Source organism: Methylorubrum pseudosasae, assembly GCF_029504475.1.
Lineage (GTDB): Bacteria > Pseudomonadota > Alphaproteobacteria > Rhizobiales > Beijerinckiaceae > Methylobacterium > Methylobacterium extorquens.
The window spans coordinates 5,214,168-5,227,626 of sequence record NZ_JAQGDU010000002.1; the positions used below are offsets into that span (position 1 = coordinate 5,214,168).

Consider the following 13,459-nt stretch of genomic DNA (forward strand, 5'->3'; position numbering starts at 1 on the left):
AATACCCCGGCGCGGTCGCCAACCGGTGACGCGATTGCTATGGGGGCCGAAATCAAGCTGGATCCGAGACGATGACGAGACCGGAGGCAGGCGGCCCGAGCGGCGCGGAGGCGTTGCGCCATGTGCGGCTGTCGGCGCATTTTTCCGCCTGCGGATACGTGCCCGCATCGCCCCCCGTGCTGCAGCCGGTGGAGCCGTTCCTCGAATTGTCGGGCGAGGACATCCGGCGGCGCATCTTCGTGACGCAGGACGCGAACGGGGCCGAACTGTGCCTGCGGCCGGAATTCACCATTCCCGTCTGCCGCCTGCATCAGGCGACCCGGCCCGGCGAGAGCGCCGATTACAGCTATCTCGGCCCCGTCTTCCGCCTCGTGGCGGGTGAGCCCGACGAGTTCGTCCAGGGCGGCATCGAGTCGATCGGGCGCACCGACACCCCGGCGGCGGATGCCGAGGTGCTGGGGCTCGCCCTCGAGGGACTCGCCCTGCTCGGGCGCTCCGATGTCACCGTGCGGCTCGGCGATATGGGCCTGACCCACGCCTTCCTCGACGCCCTCCACGTGCCGCCAGTGGCCAAGCGCCGGACCCTGCGGGCCATCGCCGCCGGGCGCTCCCTCGACGAGGTCGCCAACAGCGTGCAGGCCGAGGATCGCCATGCCGGCCTGCTCGCCGCGATCCAGGGCCAGGATGCGGGTGCCGTGCGCGCCTTCGTGGAGGACGTGCTGTCCATCGCCGGCATCTCGCAGGTGGGCGGGCGCAGCGCCGGCGCCATCGCCGAGCGCTTCCTCGCCAAGGCCTCGGCGCAGGCGCATGGGGGCGCCGGCCTCAACGCGACGAACCGCGAAGTAATCGAGCGCTACTGCGCCATCTCCGGCGATCCCGATGCGGCCGTGGCCGCGGTGCGGGCGCTGGCGCGCGAGGCGGGTCTGACCCATGACGGGCTGGAGGCGGCGCTCGCCCTGTTCGAGGAGCGCACCGGCTTCATGGCGGCGCGGGGTCTGCCGGTCGAGCGCTTCCGGTTCAACGGCGGGTTCGCGCGCAACCTCGACTATTACACCGGCTTCATCTTCGAGGTGACGGGTCCCCAGGGTGGCCCGACCCTGGTCGGCGGCGGGCGCTATGACGGGCTCCTGCAGCAGCTCGGCAGCCCGGTGCCGCTGCCGGCGGTGGGCTGCGCGTTCTGGCTGTCGCGCTGCGCCCAAGCCGATACGAGCGGAAGCGAAGGAGTTGTCGCGTGACCGATTCGCCCCTCGTTCTCGCCGTCCCCTCGAAGGGCCGGCTTCAGGAGAATGCCAGCGCCTTCTTCTCACGCGCCGGGCTCAAGCTCGTGCAGAAGGCGGGGGCGCGTGAGTATCGCGGCACGCTGGCGGGGCTCCCCGGTGTCGAGGTGCGCTACCTCTCAGCCTCCGAGATCGCCGGCCAGCTCGCGAGCGGCGCCGCCCATCTCGGCGTGACCGGCGAGGATCTGATCCGCGAGATGCTGCCCGATCCGGGCGCGAGCGTCGAACTCTTGACGCCGCTCGGCTTCGGCCATGCCAGCGTGGTCGTGGCGGTGCCCCAGGCGTGGATCGACGTGCGCGCCATGAGCGATCTCGACGAGGTCGCCAGCGAAATGCGCCTGCGCCAGGGCCGGCGGATGCGCATCGCCACCAAATACGTGAACCTGACGCGCCGCTTCTTCGCCGAGGCCGGCATCGCAGATTACCGCATCGTCGAGAGCTTAGGCGCCACCGAGGGCGCCCCGGCGGCGGGCTCGGCGGAGATCATCGTCGACATCACCACCACCGGCACCACGCTCGCGGCCAACGCGCTGAAGATCCTCGATGACGGGGTGATGCTGCGCTCGGAGGCCAACCTCGTCGCGTCGCTGAAAGCCCCCTGGGGCGAGACGGCGCGGGCCGCCTTGCGCACCGTGCTCGGCCGCATCGCGGCGGAGGAGCGCGCCCGCACCAGCCGCGAGGTGCGCGCGGGGCTGCCCGAATCCGGCGAGATCGATCTGGCCACGATCGCCGGCCTGCACGAGGCCGAGCTGCCCTACGGCGCCCCGCGCGGCGCCGACGGCGAGATCGTGATGCGCTGCCCCGTGGATGCGGTGTTCGATCTCTCCGACGCCCTGGTGCAGGCCGGGGCGCAGTCCGTCACTGTGCGGCGGATCGATTACGCCTTCGCGGCGGAGAACCCGCTGGCGGAGCGTCTGCTGGCGCGGCTGTGAGATAGGCGTCCCCCATCCGCGGCCTCATCCTGAGATGCGGAGCGAAGCGGAGCCTCGAAGGATCCTCCAGATCCCGCGCGATCCCTGGAGGATCCTTCGAGGGCGCTTGCGCGCCACCTCAGGATGAGGGGTTTGGTGGGAAAGCGCCCTACTGCCCGCCCTGTTTGGCGAACTCCGACAGCACGCCCCGCAGCACCTTGAGCCGGCCCTCATAGGCCGCGGTGAGGCAGGCCACATCGGCGCCGCAGGCGCGGCGGTCCTTGAGCCAGGCCTCCTGATCGTCCTGCATCTTGGTGCGGTTGCCCATCGGCAGCAGGTCTTTGAGGATGTCGAAGCGCACCGCCATCTCGACGTCGAGGTCGTTGAGGGGGCGGGTGTCGCAGATCGTCTTCTCGTCCGGCGTCTCGGCCTTGGCGCAGGCGAAGCTCGCCGCCGCCGCGGGGGAGGCTGCCGCGAGGCTCAGGGCGAGGGCGAGAAACAGCGTACGCATCGGACAGGCTCCCGCGTGAGCAACGGCCACGCTTTGCCTTTCCAACGGCTCGTGCGCGCCCCGGTGCCCGGAGCCGGGCAAAAAATCAGCTCCAGGGCTTCACGATCGCGAGGATGACGATGACGATCATCAGCAGCGTCGGCACCTCGTTGATGACCCGGTAGAAGCGCTGGCTGCGCGTGTTGCGGTCGGCGGCGAAGTCCTTGACCGTGCGGGAGAGGAAGCCGTGCACGCCGCTCATCGCCAGCACCAGGGCGAACTTCGCCTGGAGCCAGGGCGCCGCGTAGTAGCCGCTCTGCCACGCGAGCCAGAGGCCGAGGATCCAGGTGACGATCATGGCCGGGGTCATGATCGCCTTGAGCAGGCGCCGCTCCATGACCTTGAAGGTCTCGGACTGCACCCGCGAGCCCGCCGGCAGGGCGGCGTGATAGACGAACAGGCGCGGCAGGTAGAGCATCGCCGCCATCCAAGAGATGACCGCGATGACGTGGAAGGCTTTGATCCAAGGGTACAGGGTCTCAAGCACCGGGTGAGGCACTCCGTGTGGGGGATGCGGCGCTTAAGAGCGCCAGGAATTGTCCGGTCAGAAGCGGTGCGAGCGGCAGAGCGGCCGCGTCCGTTCCGCCGGTGAGCGAGAGCCAGCGGATCTCCTCGATCTCCGCACCGCAGACAGGGTTCAGGCCGGGAGTGGCGGCCTGCCGATAGACGGTCGCTTCGACGATGTGGCCGGGCTCGTTGGCCGCCTCCGCCTCGAACCGGCCGAGCCGCACAGCCGTGCGGGCGTCGAAGGCGAGCGCGAGTTCTTCCCGCAACTCGCGGGCAAGGCAGGCGGCGTCGCTCTCACCGCCCTCGAACTTGCCGCCGGGCAGCATGAAGCGCGTGCTGCCGCGCTTGCGCACCACCAGCAACGCCTCGCCCGTCTCGTCCCGGCGCGTCAGAGCCAGGGCCGCGACGCGGATACGCGTCACCGGCCGCCTCTGAGCCGGGCCAGCATCTGCTCGACATGGGCGATCGGCGTCTGCGGGGTGATGCCGTGGCCGAGGTTGAAGATGTGCGGCAGACCCTCGGTCGCCGCCAGGATGGCGTCCACGGCCGCGTCCAGGGCCCGCCCGCCCTCGATCAGGGTCTCGGGGTGGAGGTTGCCCTGGGTGACCGTCGAGGCCGGCACACGGGCCCGCAGGGCGGCCAGATCGACACCCCAATCGACGCCGACGGCGCTCGCGCCGGTCTCGGGCACGACGCGGGCATGGCCCTCCAGCCCCGATCCCTTGGCGAAGACGATGATCTTCGCGTCCGGCACCTGCGCCCGGACGCCCTGAACCATCCGCGTGATCGGCCCGAGCGAGTAGCGCTTCAGGGCATCGCCGTCGCTCGACTCGGGCAGCACACCGGCATGACGCTCAAGAGCCGGCAGCACGCCGGCATGGGATTCGAAGATCTGCACCACGTCGGCGCCGGCACGGAGCTGGCGGACGAGATATTCGGTCTGGACGGCGACGAGCCGGTCGAGCAGTGCGTCCAGCAGCGCGGGGTCGGCCGCCGCCAGCGCCCGGGCCGGGGCGAGATCCACCGTGCCGCGCCCGCCGATCATGTAGCTCGCCACGGTCCAGGGTGCGCCGCAGAAGCCGAGCAGCGTGGTCTCGTGGGGAAGCGCCCCGCGGATGCGCTCGACGGCCTCGAAGACCGGTGCCAGATGCGAAAAGATCGCCGGGTCGCCGGCCTCGCGCAGGCGCTCGAACTGGGCGCGGCCTTCGAGCGCATCGAGGCGCGGACCCTCGCCCTCGACGAAACGCACGTCCTGGCCGAGCGCGTGGGGGATCACGAGGATGTCGGAGAACAGGATCGACGCCTCGAAGCCGAAGCGGCGGATCGGCTGGAGCGTCACCTCGGTGGCGAAGGCTGGGTTGTAGCAGAGATCGAGGAAGGATCCGGCCTCGGCTCGGGTCGCCCGGTATTCCGGCAGGTAGCGGCCGGCTTGGCGCATCATCCAGGCCGGGGGCGGGGAGATCGCCTCTCCCGACAGCACCCGCAGCACCGGCCTTTCCGCCACCGTTGCCGCCGTCTTTGCCTCCGCCATGCCTGAAGCCCGTATCCTGCCTGATTGTCGTTCGGGGGAGACCGGAGGGATCGCGACCGCGCCATCCCCACCCCGGCCCTATTCAAAGAAATAGAGATTCTAGAATCTCTGTTTTTTCTCTTGGACGTTGGATCGTGATGCCGCAAGCGCGTCCACAGGCCCTCCCCACGGCCACGGCGTTAATCCCCTCTTAACGGATTGGATCTAATGTCCACGATAGGCCAAGCTCAGCAGTGGCTTGCGTGGGCCCGTATGCCCTGATGGCCGCCTCGGTCCCGGATTCTCCCATTCGGGCGACTCCATCGTGTGCGCAAGCTCGGGGTGTTGAGGGCGGAGTCGATGGATTTCGGGGCAACCCGCCGTCGCGCTCGGATCGGGCCTGGTTTTCCCCACTTATCGACTCCCTGGACGCGCCCTGGGGACAGCGTGGCGGTGGCGGAACGCTAAAGCGCTGACAACACAATCGAAATTTTCCGGGGTGGTGACGGAATCGGCCGCTGCGCTGCCCTGCCGGAGCGGTTCGGCTTCGTCGTTCCATGACGGCCTGGGTCGGGCCCCGGCATCATCCGCGAGGGTCGGCGACGCGCTCCGGCCGCCGCGATGATGGGCCGTCCGGCCGCATAGGAGCTGACGTCCCCACGGCCGATGGCAATTCGGCATCGCGCTTGCCCGAGGAAATGCTCTAAGCATCCCCTCGGGGCGGCTGTGTCGCCTCGCACCGAGCGTCACGGCAGAGACGGGCCGACGATGAGCCGCAGCTACTTTCATCTCCATCTCGTCTCGGATTCCACCGGCGAGACCCTGATCAATGTCGGGCGCGCCGCGGCGGTGCAGTACGAGGGCATCTCGGCCATCGAGCACGTTTACCCGCTGGTGCGCTCGGGCGCGCAGCTCGAACGGGTGATCTCCGAGATCAAGGCGGCGCCGGGCCTCGTGCTCTATACGCTGGTCGGCCACGAGCTGATCGAGCGCCTGGAGGAGGCCTGCCGCGAGACGGGCTCGCCGACGCTCAACGTGCTCCAGCCGGTGCACGCGCTGCTGCGCTCCTATCTCGGCGCGACCTCGACCGAGCGGCCGGGCGCCCAGCACATGCTCAACGCCGAGTACTTCAAGCGCATCGACGCGATGAACTTCACCCTGGCGCACGACGACGGCAACCTGCCGGCCGATCTCGACGAGGCCGACGTGGTGCTGGTCGGCGTCAGCCGCACCTCGAAGACGCCGACCTCGATCTATCTCGCCAATCGCGGGCTCAAGACCGCGAACCTGCCGCTGGTCCCCTCGATGCCGCTGCCGCCGAGCTTCGAGCGGGTGAAGAAGGCGCTGATCGTCGGGCTGATCGCCAGCCCGGAGCGGATCGTGCAGATCCGCCAGAACCGCCTGCTCAGCCTGAAGGCCGACGACAACTCCTCCTATGTCGATCGGCAATCGGTCTCCGACGAGATCGCCGCCTCGCGCCGGCTCTGCGCCAAGTACCGCTGGCCGACCATCGACGTGACCCGCCGCTCGATCGAGGAAACGGCCGCCGCGATCCTCGATCTCTACCGCGAGCACCGCCTCAAGTTCATCGCGACCTGAGGCTTCGGCACATGGAAGACGCCGGCATGGAAGACGCCGGCCTCGCCGCGGCCGATCTGCGCGAGACCGTCCAGGCCGGGCGCGGGCGCTGCACCGATCTCAGCCTGTCCTACCGGGACTGGGCGCCCCCGCCCGAATTGCTGGTCGGCGCGGTGACGCCCAAGCTGCTGCGCGTCTACCACGAGCAGACCACCGTGCTCGGGACGAGCCTCTACGAATTGCCGGGGGCGGAGGTGACCGAGGAGGGCGTCGTTCTCCTCGACGGCGTGTTCCAGTACGCCGCCCAGCTCAACATCTTCTCCGTCAACTTCGAGGGCCATTTCCGCGCCATCGCCGCGCGGCTGCCGGATCTGCGCCGCGTCACCGTTGAGGAGCCGGTCGTGATGCTGACCGGCATGGGCCACCAGATGTACGGCCACTGGCTGGTCGATTTCCTGCCGAAGCTGTTCCTGCTCGACCGGGCCGGCCACGACATCACGCGGCTGCGCTACCTCCTGCCCGCCGACACGCCGCGTTTCGCACGGGACTGGCTCGGCCTCCTCGGCATCGGCGAGGACCGGCTCGTCGTCTACGACCGCAGCCGCGATCTCGTCGTCTGCCGTTCGCTCCTCGTGCCGACGGCGCTCCGCTTCATCAGCCGCGCCTCGCCGCTGATGCGGCAGGCCCGCCGCTTCCTTCTCGATCGTGCGGCGCCTGGCTCCCGCTGGCCGCCCCGCTGGCGTCTCGGTCGCCGCCGCGAGAAACAGGGGAGCGAAAAACTCCTGATCTCCCGCTCGGACAATGCCGACACGCTCAACCGGCGCACCCTCGCGGAGCGGGCGGCGTTCGAGGAAAAGGCGGTGGCCCGCGGCTTCACCCCCGTCCGGCCCGAGCGGCTGAGCGTGCCCGAACAGATCGCGCTGTTCCGCTCCGCCGGCACGATCATCGGCGAGTACGGTTCGGGGCTGCACGGCTCGCTGTTCGCAGGCCCCGGCACCACCGTGGTGGCGCTGCGCGACAACGGGCTCGAACTCGGCTTCCTGCAAAGCTCGATCGACCACACGCTCGGCCATGCCAGCGGCTATGTGATCGGCTCGGAACGCTCGGAGGAGGGGTTCTTCTCGGTGGCGCCCGAGGATATCGACTTCCTGTTCGACTGGCTCGACTGGCGCGGCCTGCGCTGACGGATTCATTTTCGACGTGAACGCTTCCCCCCTCTGGCTCGCCCCCGCACCGCTCCTTCTCGCCTCGGCGAGCGCCACCCGGCGCGATCTCCTGACGGGGGCCGGCCTGCCGGTGGAGACGGCGCCCGCGCGGATCGACGAGCGCGCCCTGGAGGCCGAGGGCGGTGCCCTGGCCCCGGTCGAGCTGGCGCGGCGGCTCGCCCAGGCCAAGGCGGAGGAGGTGGCGGCCTGCCATCCCGGCCGCGTCGTGATCGGCGCCGACCAAGTGCTCGAATGCGAGGGCCAGGTCTTCCACAAGCCCGCCGACCTCGCGGCCGCGCACGCCCATCTCGCCCGGCTCCAGGGCCGGACCCACGCGCTGCATTCGGCGGTCGCGATCCGGCGCGGCGGCCACGCGGAGGATTTCGTCGAAACCGCGCGGCTGACCCTGCGCCCCCTCGATGCGGGCGCCATCGACGCCTATCTGCGGCTCGCGGGCGCGGCGGTCACGAGTTCGGTCGGCGCCTACCAGCTCGAGGGGCTCGGCATCCACCTGTTCGAGCGGGTCGAGGGCGACCATTCGACGGTTCTCGGCCTGCCGCTCACGCCCCTTCTCGCGCGGCTGCGGGGCATGGGCCTGCTGGCGTTCTGACACGGCGAGGGACGATGGACGACCACCGGCAGGATCATCGGCAGAGCCACCGGAAAGACCACGATCATGCCGGTCATGATCATGAGCATTCCCATGATCACGATCACGATCATGGACATGGGGGACATGCTCATGGCGGGCTTGGTCATGTTCACGCCCCGAAGAATTTCGGGTCGGCCTTCGCCATCGGCATCGCGCTGAACCTCGGCTTCGTCGGCGTCGAGGCGGCCTATGGCTGGCTCTCGAACTCCATGGCGCTGGTGGCCGATGCCGGCCACAACCTCTCCGACGTGCTCGGCCTCGCCGCCGCCTGGATCGCCGCGGTGCTGGTGAAGCGGGCGCCCTCCGCGCGCTTCACCTACGGCCTGCGCGGCTCCTCGATCCTCGCCGCTTTGTTCAACGCGGTGGTGCTTCTGGTCGCCACCGGCGGCATCATCGTCGAGGCGGTGCAGCGCTTCCTCGATCCGGCCCCCGTCGCCGGGACCACGGTGATGGTGGTGGCCGGCATCGGCATCCTCATTAACGGCTTCACCGCGTGGCTGTTCGCCTCGGGTTCCAAAGACGACATCAACATCCGCGGCGCCTACCTGCACATGCTGGCCGACGCGGCGGTCTCGGCCGGCGTGGTGCTCGCCGGCCTCGTCATCCTCGCCACCGGTTTCGATTGGATCGACCCGTTGGTGAGCCTCGCCATCGCCGCGCTCATCATCGCCGCGACCTGGGGGCTCCTGCGCGACAGCGTGGCGATGTCGCTCGCCGCGGTGCCGTCCGGCATCGATCCGGAGGCCGTGCGCGCCTATCTCGCCGCCCGCCCCGGCGTGCGCGGGCTGCACGACCTGCACATCTGGCCGATGAGCACCACCGAAGTCGCCCTCACCGCCCATCTCGTGATCGCCGACGCGGCGCCCGACCGGCTCTTCCTCAAGGAGACGGCGGACGCGTTGCGGGCGCGCTTCGGGATCGGTCACGCCACAATCCAGATCGAGATCGAGGGGCAGACCGCCTGCACGCTGCCGACGAGCTGCGTCGCGTGATGTCTCTCGACTTTCCCAGTAGGTTTCCATGACAGCCAGGGCCTTCGTCGTCGGCCATCCGATCCGGCATTCCCGCTCGCCGCTGATCCACGGGCACTGGCTCGCCGAGCACGGGTTGGACGGCAGCTACGAGCGCATCGACGTGGCGCGCCGGAGGCGTTCGAGGCCTTCATCCGCGGGCTTCCGGCCTCGGGCTTTGCCGGCGGCAACGTCACCATCCCGCACAAGGAGGCGGCCTATCAGTTGGCCGATTCCCTGACGGAGCGGGCACAGAAGATTGGCGCGGTGAACACGCTGATCGTCGAGGGCGACCATGTGCGCGGCGACAACACCGACGCGCCGGGCTTCATCGCCCATCTCGACCACAGCCTCGGGGCGCGCTGGCCCGAGCGGACCGGCACGTCCGCCCTCGTGCTCGGCGCGGGCGGCGCGGCGCGGGCCATCGTTGTCGGGCTGGTGGAGCGGGGGCTCTCGGTCCGCGTCGCCAACCGCAGCCCCGAGCGGGCGCGGGCGCTCGCCGAACTCGATCCCGAACACATCGAGGCGCTGGCCTGGGAGGCCGTGCCAGACGCGCTTTCCGACACCGGGCTTCTCGTCAACACCACCTCGCTCGGGATGGCCGGCCACCCGCCGCTCGACCTCGACCTCGCCCCGCTCCCGGACCGCGCGGCGGTGGCCGACATCGTCTACGTGCCGCTGGAGACGAAGCTGCTCGCCGCGGCGCGGGCGCGGGGGCTCGCGGCGGTCGATGGGCTCGGCATGCTGCTGCACCAGGCGGTGCCGGGATTCGAAGCCTGGTTCGGCCTGCGGCCCGAGGTGACGCCGGCCCTGCGCCAAACAATCGTCGCGGATCTCGTCGCGAAATGAGTGCTCCTGACCAACCTCACCGTCCCGTGGTGCTCGGCCTCACCGGCTCGATCGGCATGGGCAAGTCGGCCACCGCCGCGATGTTCTCCGCCCGCGGCGTGCCGGTCCACGATTCGGACGCGGCGGTCCACGCCCTCTACGGGCCGGGCGGCGCCGCGGCGCAGGCGATCGGCGAGGCCTTTCCGGGCACCCTGACGCCGGAGGGCGGCGTCGACCGGCCGGCCCTGCGCAAGGCGGTGCTTGGGGATTCCGAAAAACTCGCCCGGCTGGAAGCGATCGTGCATCCGCTGGTCCGGGAGGAGAGCCGCGCCTTCCTCGCCCGCAATGCCGGTGCTCCGCTGGTCGTCCTCGACATCCCGCTCCTGTTCGAGACCGGGGCCGACGCCCGCTGCGACGCCGTCCTCGTCGTCACCGCCCCGGCGCCGGTGCAGCGCGCCCGCGTGCTCGCCCGCCCCGGTATGACCGAGGACGCGTTCGAGGCGATCCGCGCCAAGCAGATGCCGGATGCCGAGAAGCGCGCGCGGGCGGACTACGTGATCGACACGAGCCGCGGGTTCGAACCCGCGGAAGCGGAGGTGGGGCGGATCGTCGAGGAACTGACCAGCCGAACCCGCTGAAGGGCTCTGCCGGTTAACGCATCCTTGGCGAGCTGCGCGCAGGCTGTTCTCCTGCATCGGATCGGAAAAAATGCTGCGCGAGATCGTCCTCGATACCGAGACCACCGGCACGGAGGCTCGAAACGGCGACCGGCTGATCGAGATCGGCTGCGTCGAACTCATCAACCACGTCCAGACCGGCGAGACCTTCCACCGGCTCATCAACCCGCAGCGGGCGGTGTCCGAAGGGGCGTTCGCGGTGCACGGCATCTCGGATGCGATGCTCGCCGACAAGCCGGTCTTCGCCGAGGTGGTCGATGCCTTCCTCGAATTCTGCGGCGATGCGCGGCTGGTGATCCACAACGCGCCCTTCGACGTCGGCTTCCTCAACATGGAGTTCGCCCGGCTCGGGCCCGCCGCGCCGAAGGCGATCGCGCTGGAGGACGTGGTCGATACCCTGCTGCTCGCCCGCCGCAAGCATCCGGGCGCGGCCAACAACCTCGATGCCCTGTGCAACCGCTACGGCGTGGACACCACCCGCCGCGTCAAGCACGGCGCGCTGCTCGACGCGCAGATCCTGGCCGAGGTCTATGTCGAGTTGCTCGGCGGCAAGCAGACCAGCTTGGGGCTCAGCATCGCCGAGCCGGCCGAGACCGTGGCGCTCGGGGCCTTGACTGATTCGGGTCCGGTCGGCCCGCGGCCGATACGCAGCCGCCTCACCGAAGGCGAGCGCTTGCGGCATGACAGCTTTGTCGAGAGCCTCGGAACAAACGCCGTCTGGCGGGAATACATGGAACCGTAAGCCCATGACCGCAGCGGAAACGATCCGTTAAGTCTTTCCCCGCGTGCGGTCTTTGGCGTCGAAGCGCCCGTCGCTCGGCCGACGAGGCGTAAGCGGAGCCTCTCCAGCCTCATCACCTATCTTGCTGCAATGCAAAAAACTTCATCTTGCAGTGCAGCATAAGCCCTCCCATACCATCCCTGTGGCTGGCGCAGGGATGTCGCGCGATGATGGACGTGGTGCAGGAGAGACGGCCGGATGCCCCGATCGCGGTGCGGTTCGGGGCCAAACCCGGCGACCATGAGAAGATCACGGTCAATCTCGGCTTCGTCGATCTCGGGCATGTCGATCTGCTCGTTTCGGAAGGCGTCTACGCCAACCGCAGCGATTTCATCCGCACGGCGGTGCGCAACCAGATCGAGCGGCACGCCGAGATCACCCGCCAATCGGTGGCCCGCAAACCGATCGAAGTCGGCCTGTGCCGCTACGGCCGGGCCGAACTGGAAGCGGCGCAGGCAGCGGGGACACGGCTCGACATCCGCGTCCTCGGCCTCGCCGTCATCGCCGACGATGTTCCCGCCGACCTCGCCAGCGCCGCGATCGCTTCGATCGAAGTGCTCGGCAGCCTTCAGGCGAGCCCCGCCGTGAAGCGGGTGCTGGCCGACCGTCTGCCCTGATCCTCAAAAAACCCCCTCGTGACCCGCTGCGCTCGCGCGCGCCCGTCGCCGACCCGGAAAGCGAGACCCGCATGACCGAACGTCACAACGCCTTCTTCACGGATATCGCCGAGGCCACCCGCCTGACCCAGGCCGGACGGCTCGGTGAGGCGACCGCCCTCATCCAGCGCAGCCTCGGTGGTGCAAACCTCTCCGCCGAGGGGGCGCGGCCGACCGATGCGTCGCCCGCCCCGCACGGGACGCCGCGGCTCGACGGGTCGGCGACCCGGCTCGATCCGGAGGCGGATGCGGCTCAGGCGACGGATCACGCGACGCTGATCCCCGAACGGCTTCGCGAGAACATCGACCACGTGATGCAGGGCCTGCGCTCGCTAGTGCCCTCGCTGAACGGGCTGACGGGCGGTGGCCAGCAGGCGCCCGGACCCAACGGGACCGAACCCGACGGGGTCGCGTCGGAGGGCGGCCAGTTCGTCGAGCGCAGCTTCTCCAACGCCGCCGGGGCGCGGGACTACAAGCTGTTCATCCCGAGCCCGCGGAGCGGACCGCGCCCGCTGCTCGTGATGCTGCACGGCTGCAGCCAGTCGCCGGAGGATTTCGCGGCGGGAACGCGGATGAACACGCTCGCCGAGGAGGAGGGGGTCTACGTCGCCTATCCCCGCCAGACGAGCCGGGCCAACGCGCAGAAGTGCTGGAACTGGTTCGAGCCCGGCGACCAGGGCCGGGAGATGGGCGAGGCCGGCATTGTTGCGGGCCTCGTCCGCGCGATCTGCGCCGAGCATTCGATCGATCGCTCCCGCATCTACATCGCCGGGCTCTCGGCGGGCGGGGCGGCGGCGGCCAACATCGCCCGGGCCTATCCCGACCTGTTCGCGGGCCTCGGCGTGCATTCGGGTCTCGCCGCAGGCTGCGCCCGCGACCTGTCCTCGGCGCTCTCGGCGATGCGGGTCGGCGCGCCCGGTGCGGCCGAGCCGGGGGGTGCGGCCGGCTTCGGCGCCGGTGCGGTGACGCAGAAGCTGCGGGTCCCGACCATCGTCTTCCACGGCGAGGGTGACGGCACCGTCCATCCCCGCAATGCCGACGCCGTACTGGCGCAGGCCGGCATCGACGCTCTGACGCCGCGCCAGGAGGGCGGGATCAACGGCCGTCACAGCTACACCCGCACCCGCTACGCCGACGAGGCCGGCCGCATTCAGGTCGAGGCATGGTCGGTGCAGGGCGCGGGCCACGCGTGGTGCGGCGGCAGCTCGGCGGGCAGCTACACGGACCCGAACGGGCCGGATGCCTCGCGCGCGATGCTCGATTTCTTCCTCAGCCACAGCCTGACGGGCGGGCAGGGTTAAGCCAAGGCCGGAGCAT

At 70.0% G+C, this 13,459-nt stretch carries 14 protein-coding genes and 1 pseudogene; 11 read left to right on the plus strand and 4 right to left on the minus strand.

Features of this window, described 5'->3' with window-relative positions; translation table 11 throughout:
• Positions 1-71: 71 nt before the first annotated feature.
• A complete protein-coding gene (locus tag M2437_RS25540) occupies positions 72-1,235 on the plus strand; it encodes an ATP phosphoribosyltransferase regulatory subunit (protein ID WP_003597717.1) in 1,164 nt (387 codons plus the stop codon).
• Positions 1,232-2,209: an ATP phosphoribosyltransferase gene (hisG, locus tag M2437_RS25545; protein WP_182569300.1), complete on the plus strand. Its 978-nt coding sequence runs from the start codon at positions 1,232-1,234 to the stop codon at positions 2,207-2,209. Before M2437_RS25540 ends, hisG begins: the two co-directional genes overlap by 4 nt.
• A 148-nt stretch (positions 2,210-2,357) precedes the next feature.
• Here the strand turns inward: hisG and M2437_RS25550 are convergent, their stop codons facing one another.
• From M2437_RS25550 to hemE, 4 genes are all read right to left on the minus strand, one after another.
• Positions 2,358-2,699, minus strand: coding sequence for a lysozyme inhibitor LprI family protein (locus M2437_RS25550; RefSeq protein ID WP_147016674.1), 342 nt, complete (start codon positions 2,697-2,699; stop codon positions 2,358-2,360).
• Between the two features lie 85 nt (positions 2,700-2,784).
• Complete coding sequence (gene hemJ / locus M2437_RS25555) at positions 2,785-3,225, minus strand: protoporphyrinogen oxidase HemJ (RefSeq protein ID WP_012253111.1); 441 nt, start codon at positions 3,223-3,225, stop codon at positions 2,785-2,787.
• Complete coding sequence (locus M2437_RS25560; RefSeq protein WP_253389047.1) at positions 3,218-3,667, minus strand: NUDIX hydrolase; 450 nt, start codon at positions 3,665-3,667, stop codon at positions 3,218-3,220. The genes hemJ and M2437_RS25560 overlap by 8 nt, the downstream gene beginning before the upstream one ends.
• The gene (hemE, locus tag M2437_RS25565) at positions 3,664-4,776 is read right to left on the minus strand and encodes a uroporphyrinogen decarboxylase (RefSeq protein WP_012253110.1); all 1,113 of its coding nucleotides are present in this window, start codon (positions 4,774-4,776) and stop codon (positions 3,664-3,666) included. Before hemE ends, M2437_RS25560 begins: the two co-directional genes overlap by 4 nt.
• A 747-nt stretch (positions 4,777-5,523) precedes the next feature.
• On the opposite strand from hemE, the gene M2437_RS25570 reads away from it, so the two are divergent.
• The 9 genes and pseudogenes from M2437_RS25570 to M2437_RS25610 all read left to right on the plus strand — a co-directional run bounded on the left by M2437_RS25570 (position 5,524) and on the right by M2437_RS25610 (position 13,443).
• Positions 5,524-6,354 (plus strand): pyruvate, water dikinase regulatory protein, encoded by an 831-nt coding sequence (locus M2437_RS25570; protein ID WP_003597705.1) that lies wholly within the window; start codon positions 5,524-5,526, stop codon positions 6,352-6,354.
• 11 nt (positions 6,355-6,365) lie between these two features.
• Complete coding sequence (locus M2437_RS25575; protein WP_277570402.1) at positions 6,366-7,517, plus strand: glycosyltransferase family 61 protein; 1,152 nt, start codon at positions 6,366-6,368, stop codon at positions 7,515-7,517.
• A gap of 16 nt (positions 7,518-7,533) precedes the next feature.
• Positions 7,534-8,148: a Maf family protein gene (locus M2437_RS25580; protein ID WP_253389049.1), complete on the plus strand. Its 615-nt coding sequence runs from the start codon at positions 7,534-7,536 to the stop codon at positions 8,146-8,148.
• A gap of 14 nt (positions 8,149-8,162) precedes the next feature.
• The gene (locus M2437_RS25585) at positions 8,163-9,182 is read left to right on the plus strand and encodes a cation diffusion facilitator family transporter (protein WP_253389050.1); all 1,020 of its coding nucleotides are present in this window, start codon (positions 8,163-8,165) and stop codon (positions 9,180-9,182) included.
• A 28-nt stretch (positions 9,183-9,210) separates the two neighbouring features.
• Positions 9,211-10,049: pseudogene (locus M2437_RS25590) on the plus strand (shikimate dehydrogenase).
• Positions 10,046-10,666 carry a dephospho-CoA kinase gene (coaE, locus tag M2437_RS25595; RefSeq protein WP_253389052.1) on the plus strand — a complete coding sequence of 207 codons (621 nt, stop codon included), beginning with the start codon at positions 10,046-10,048 and terminating at the stop codon, positions 10,664-10,666. The pseudogene M2437_RS25590 and the gene coaE overlap by 4 nt, the downstream one beginning before the upstream one ends.
• 70 nt (positions 10,667-10,736) lie before the next feature.
• Positions 10,737-11,447, plus strand: a complete 711-nt coding sequence (gene dnaQ, locus M2437_RS25600; RefSeq protein WP_003597693.1) for a DNA polymerase III subunit epsilon — start codon at positions 10,737-10,739, stop codon at positions 11,445-11,447.
• Between the two features lie 206 nt (positions 11,448-11,653).
• Entirely contained in the window at positions 11,654-12,103 is a 450-nt protein-coding gene (locus M2437_RS25605; protein WP_253389053.1) for a ribbon-helix-helix domain-containing protein, read from the plus strand.
• 71 nt (positions 12,104-12,174) lie between these two features.
• Positions 12,175-13,443, plus strand: a complete 1,269-nt coding sequence (locus M2437_RS25610) for an extracellular catalytic domain type 1 short-chain-length polyhydroxyalkanoate depolymerase (RefSeq protein WP_253389054.1) — start codon at positions 12,175-12,177, stop codon at positions 13,441-13,443.
• Positions 13,444-13,459: the final 16 nt, after the last annotated feature.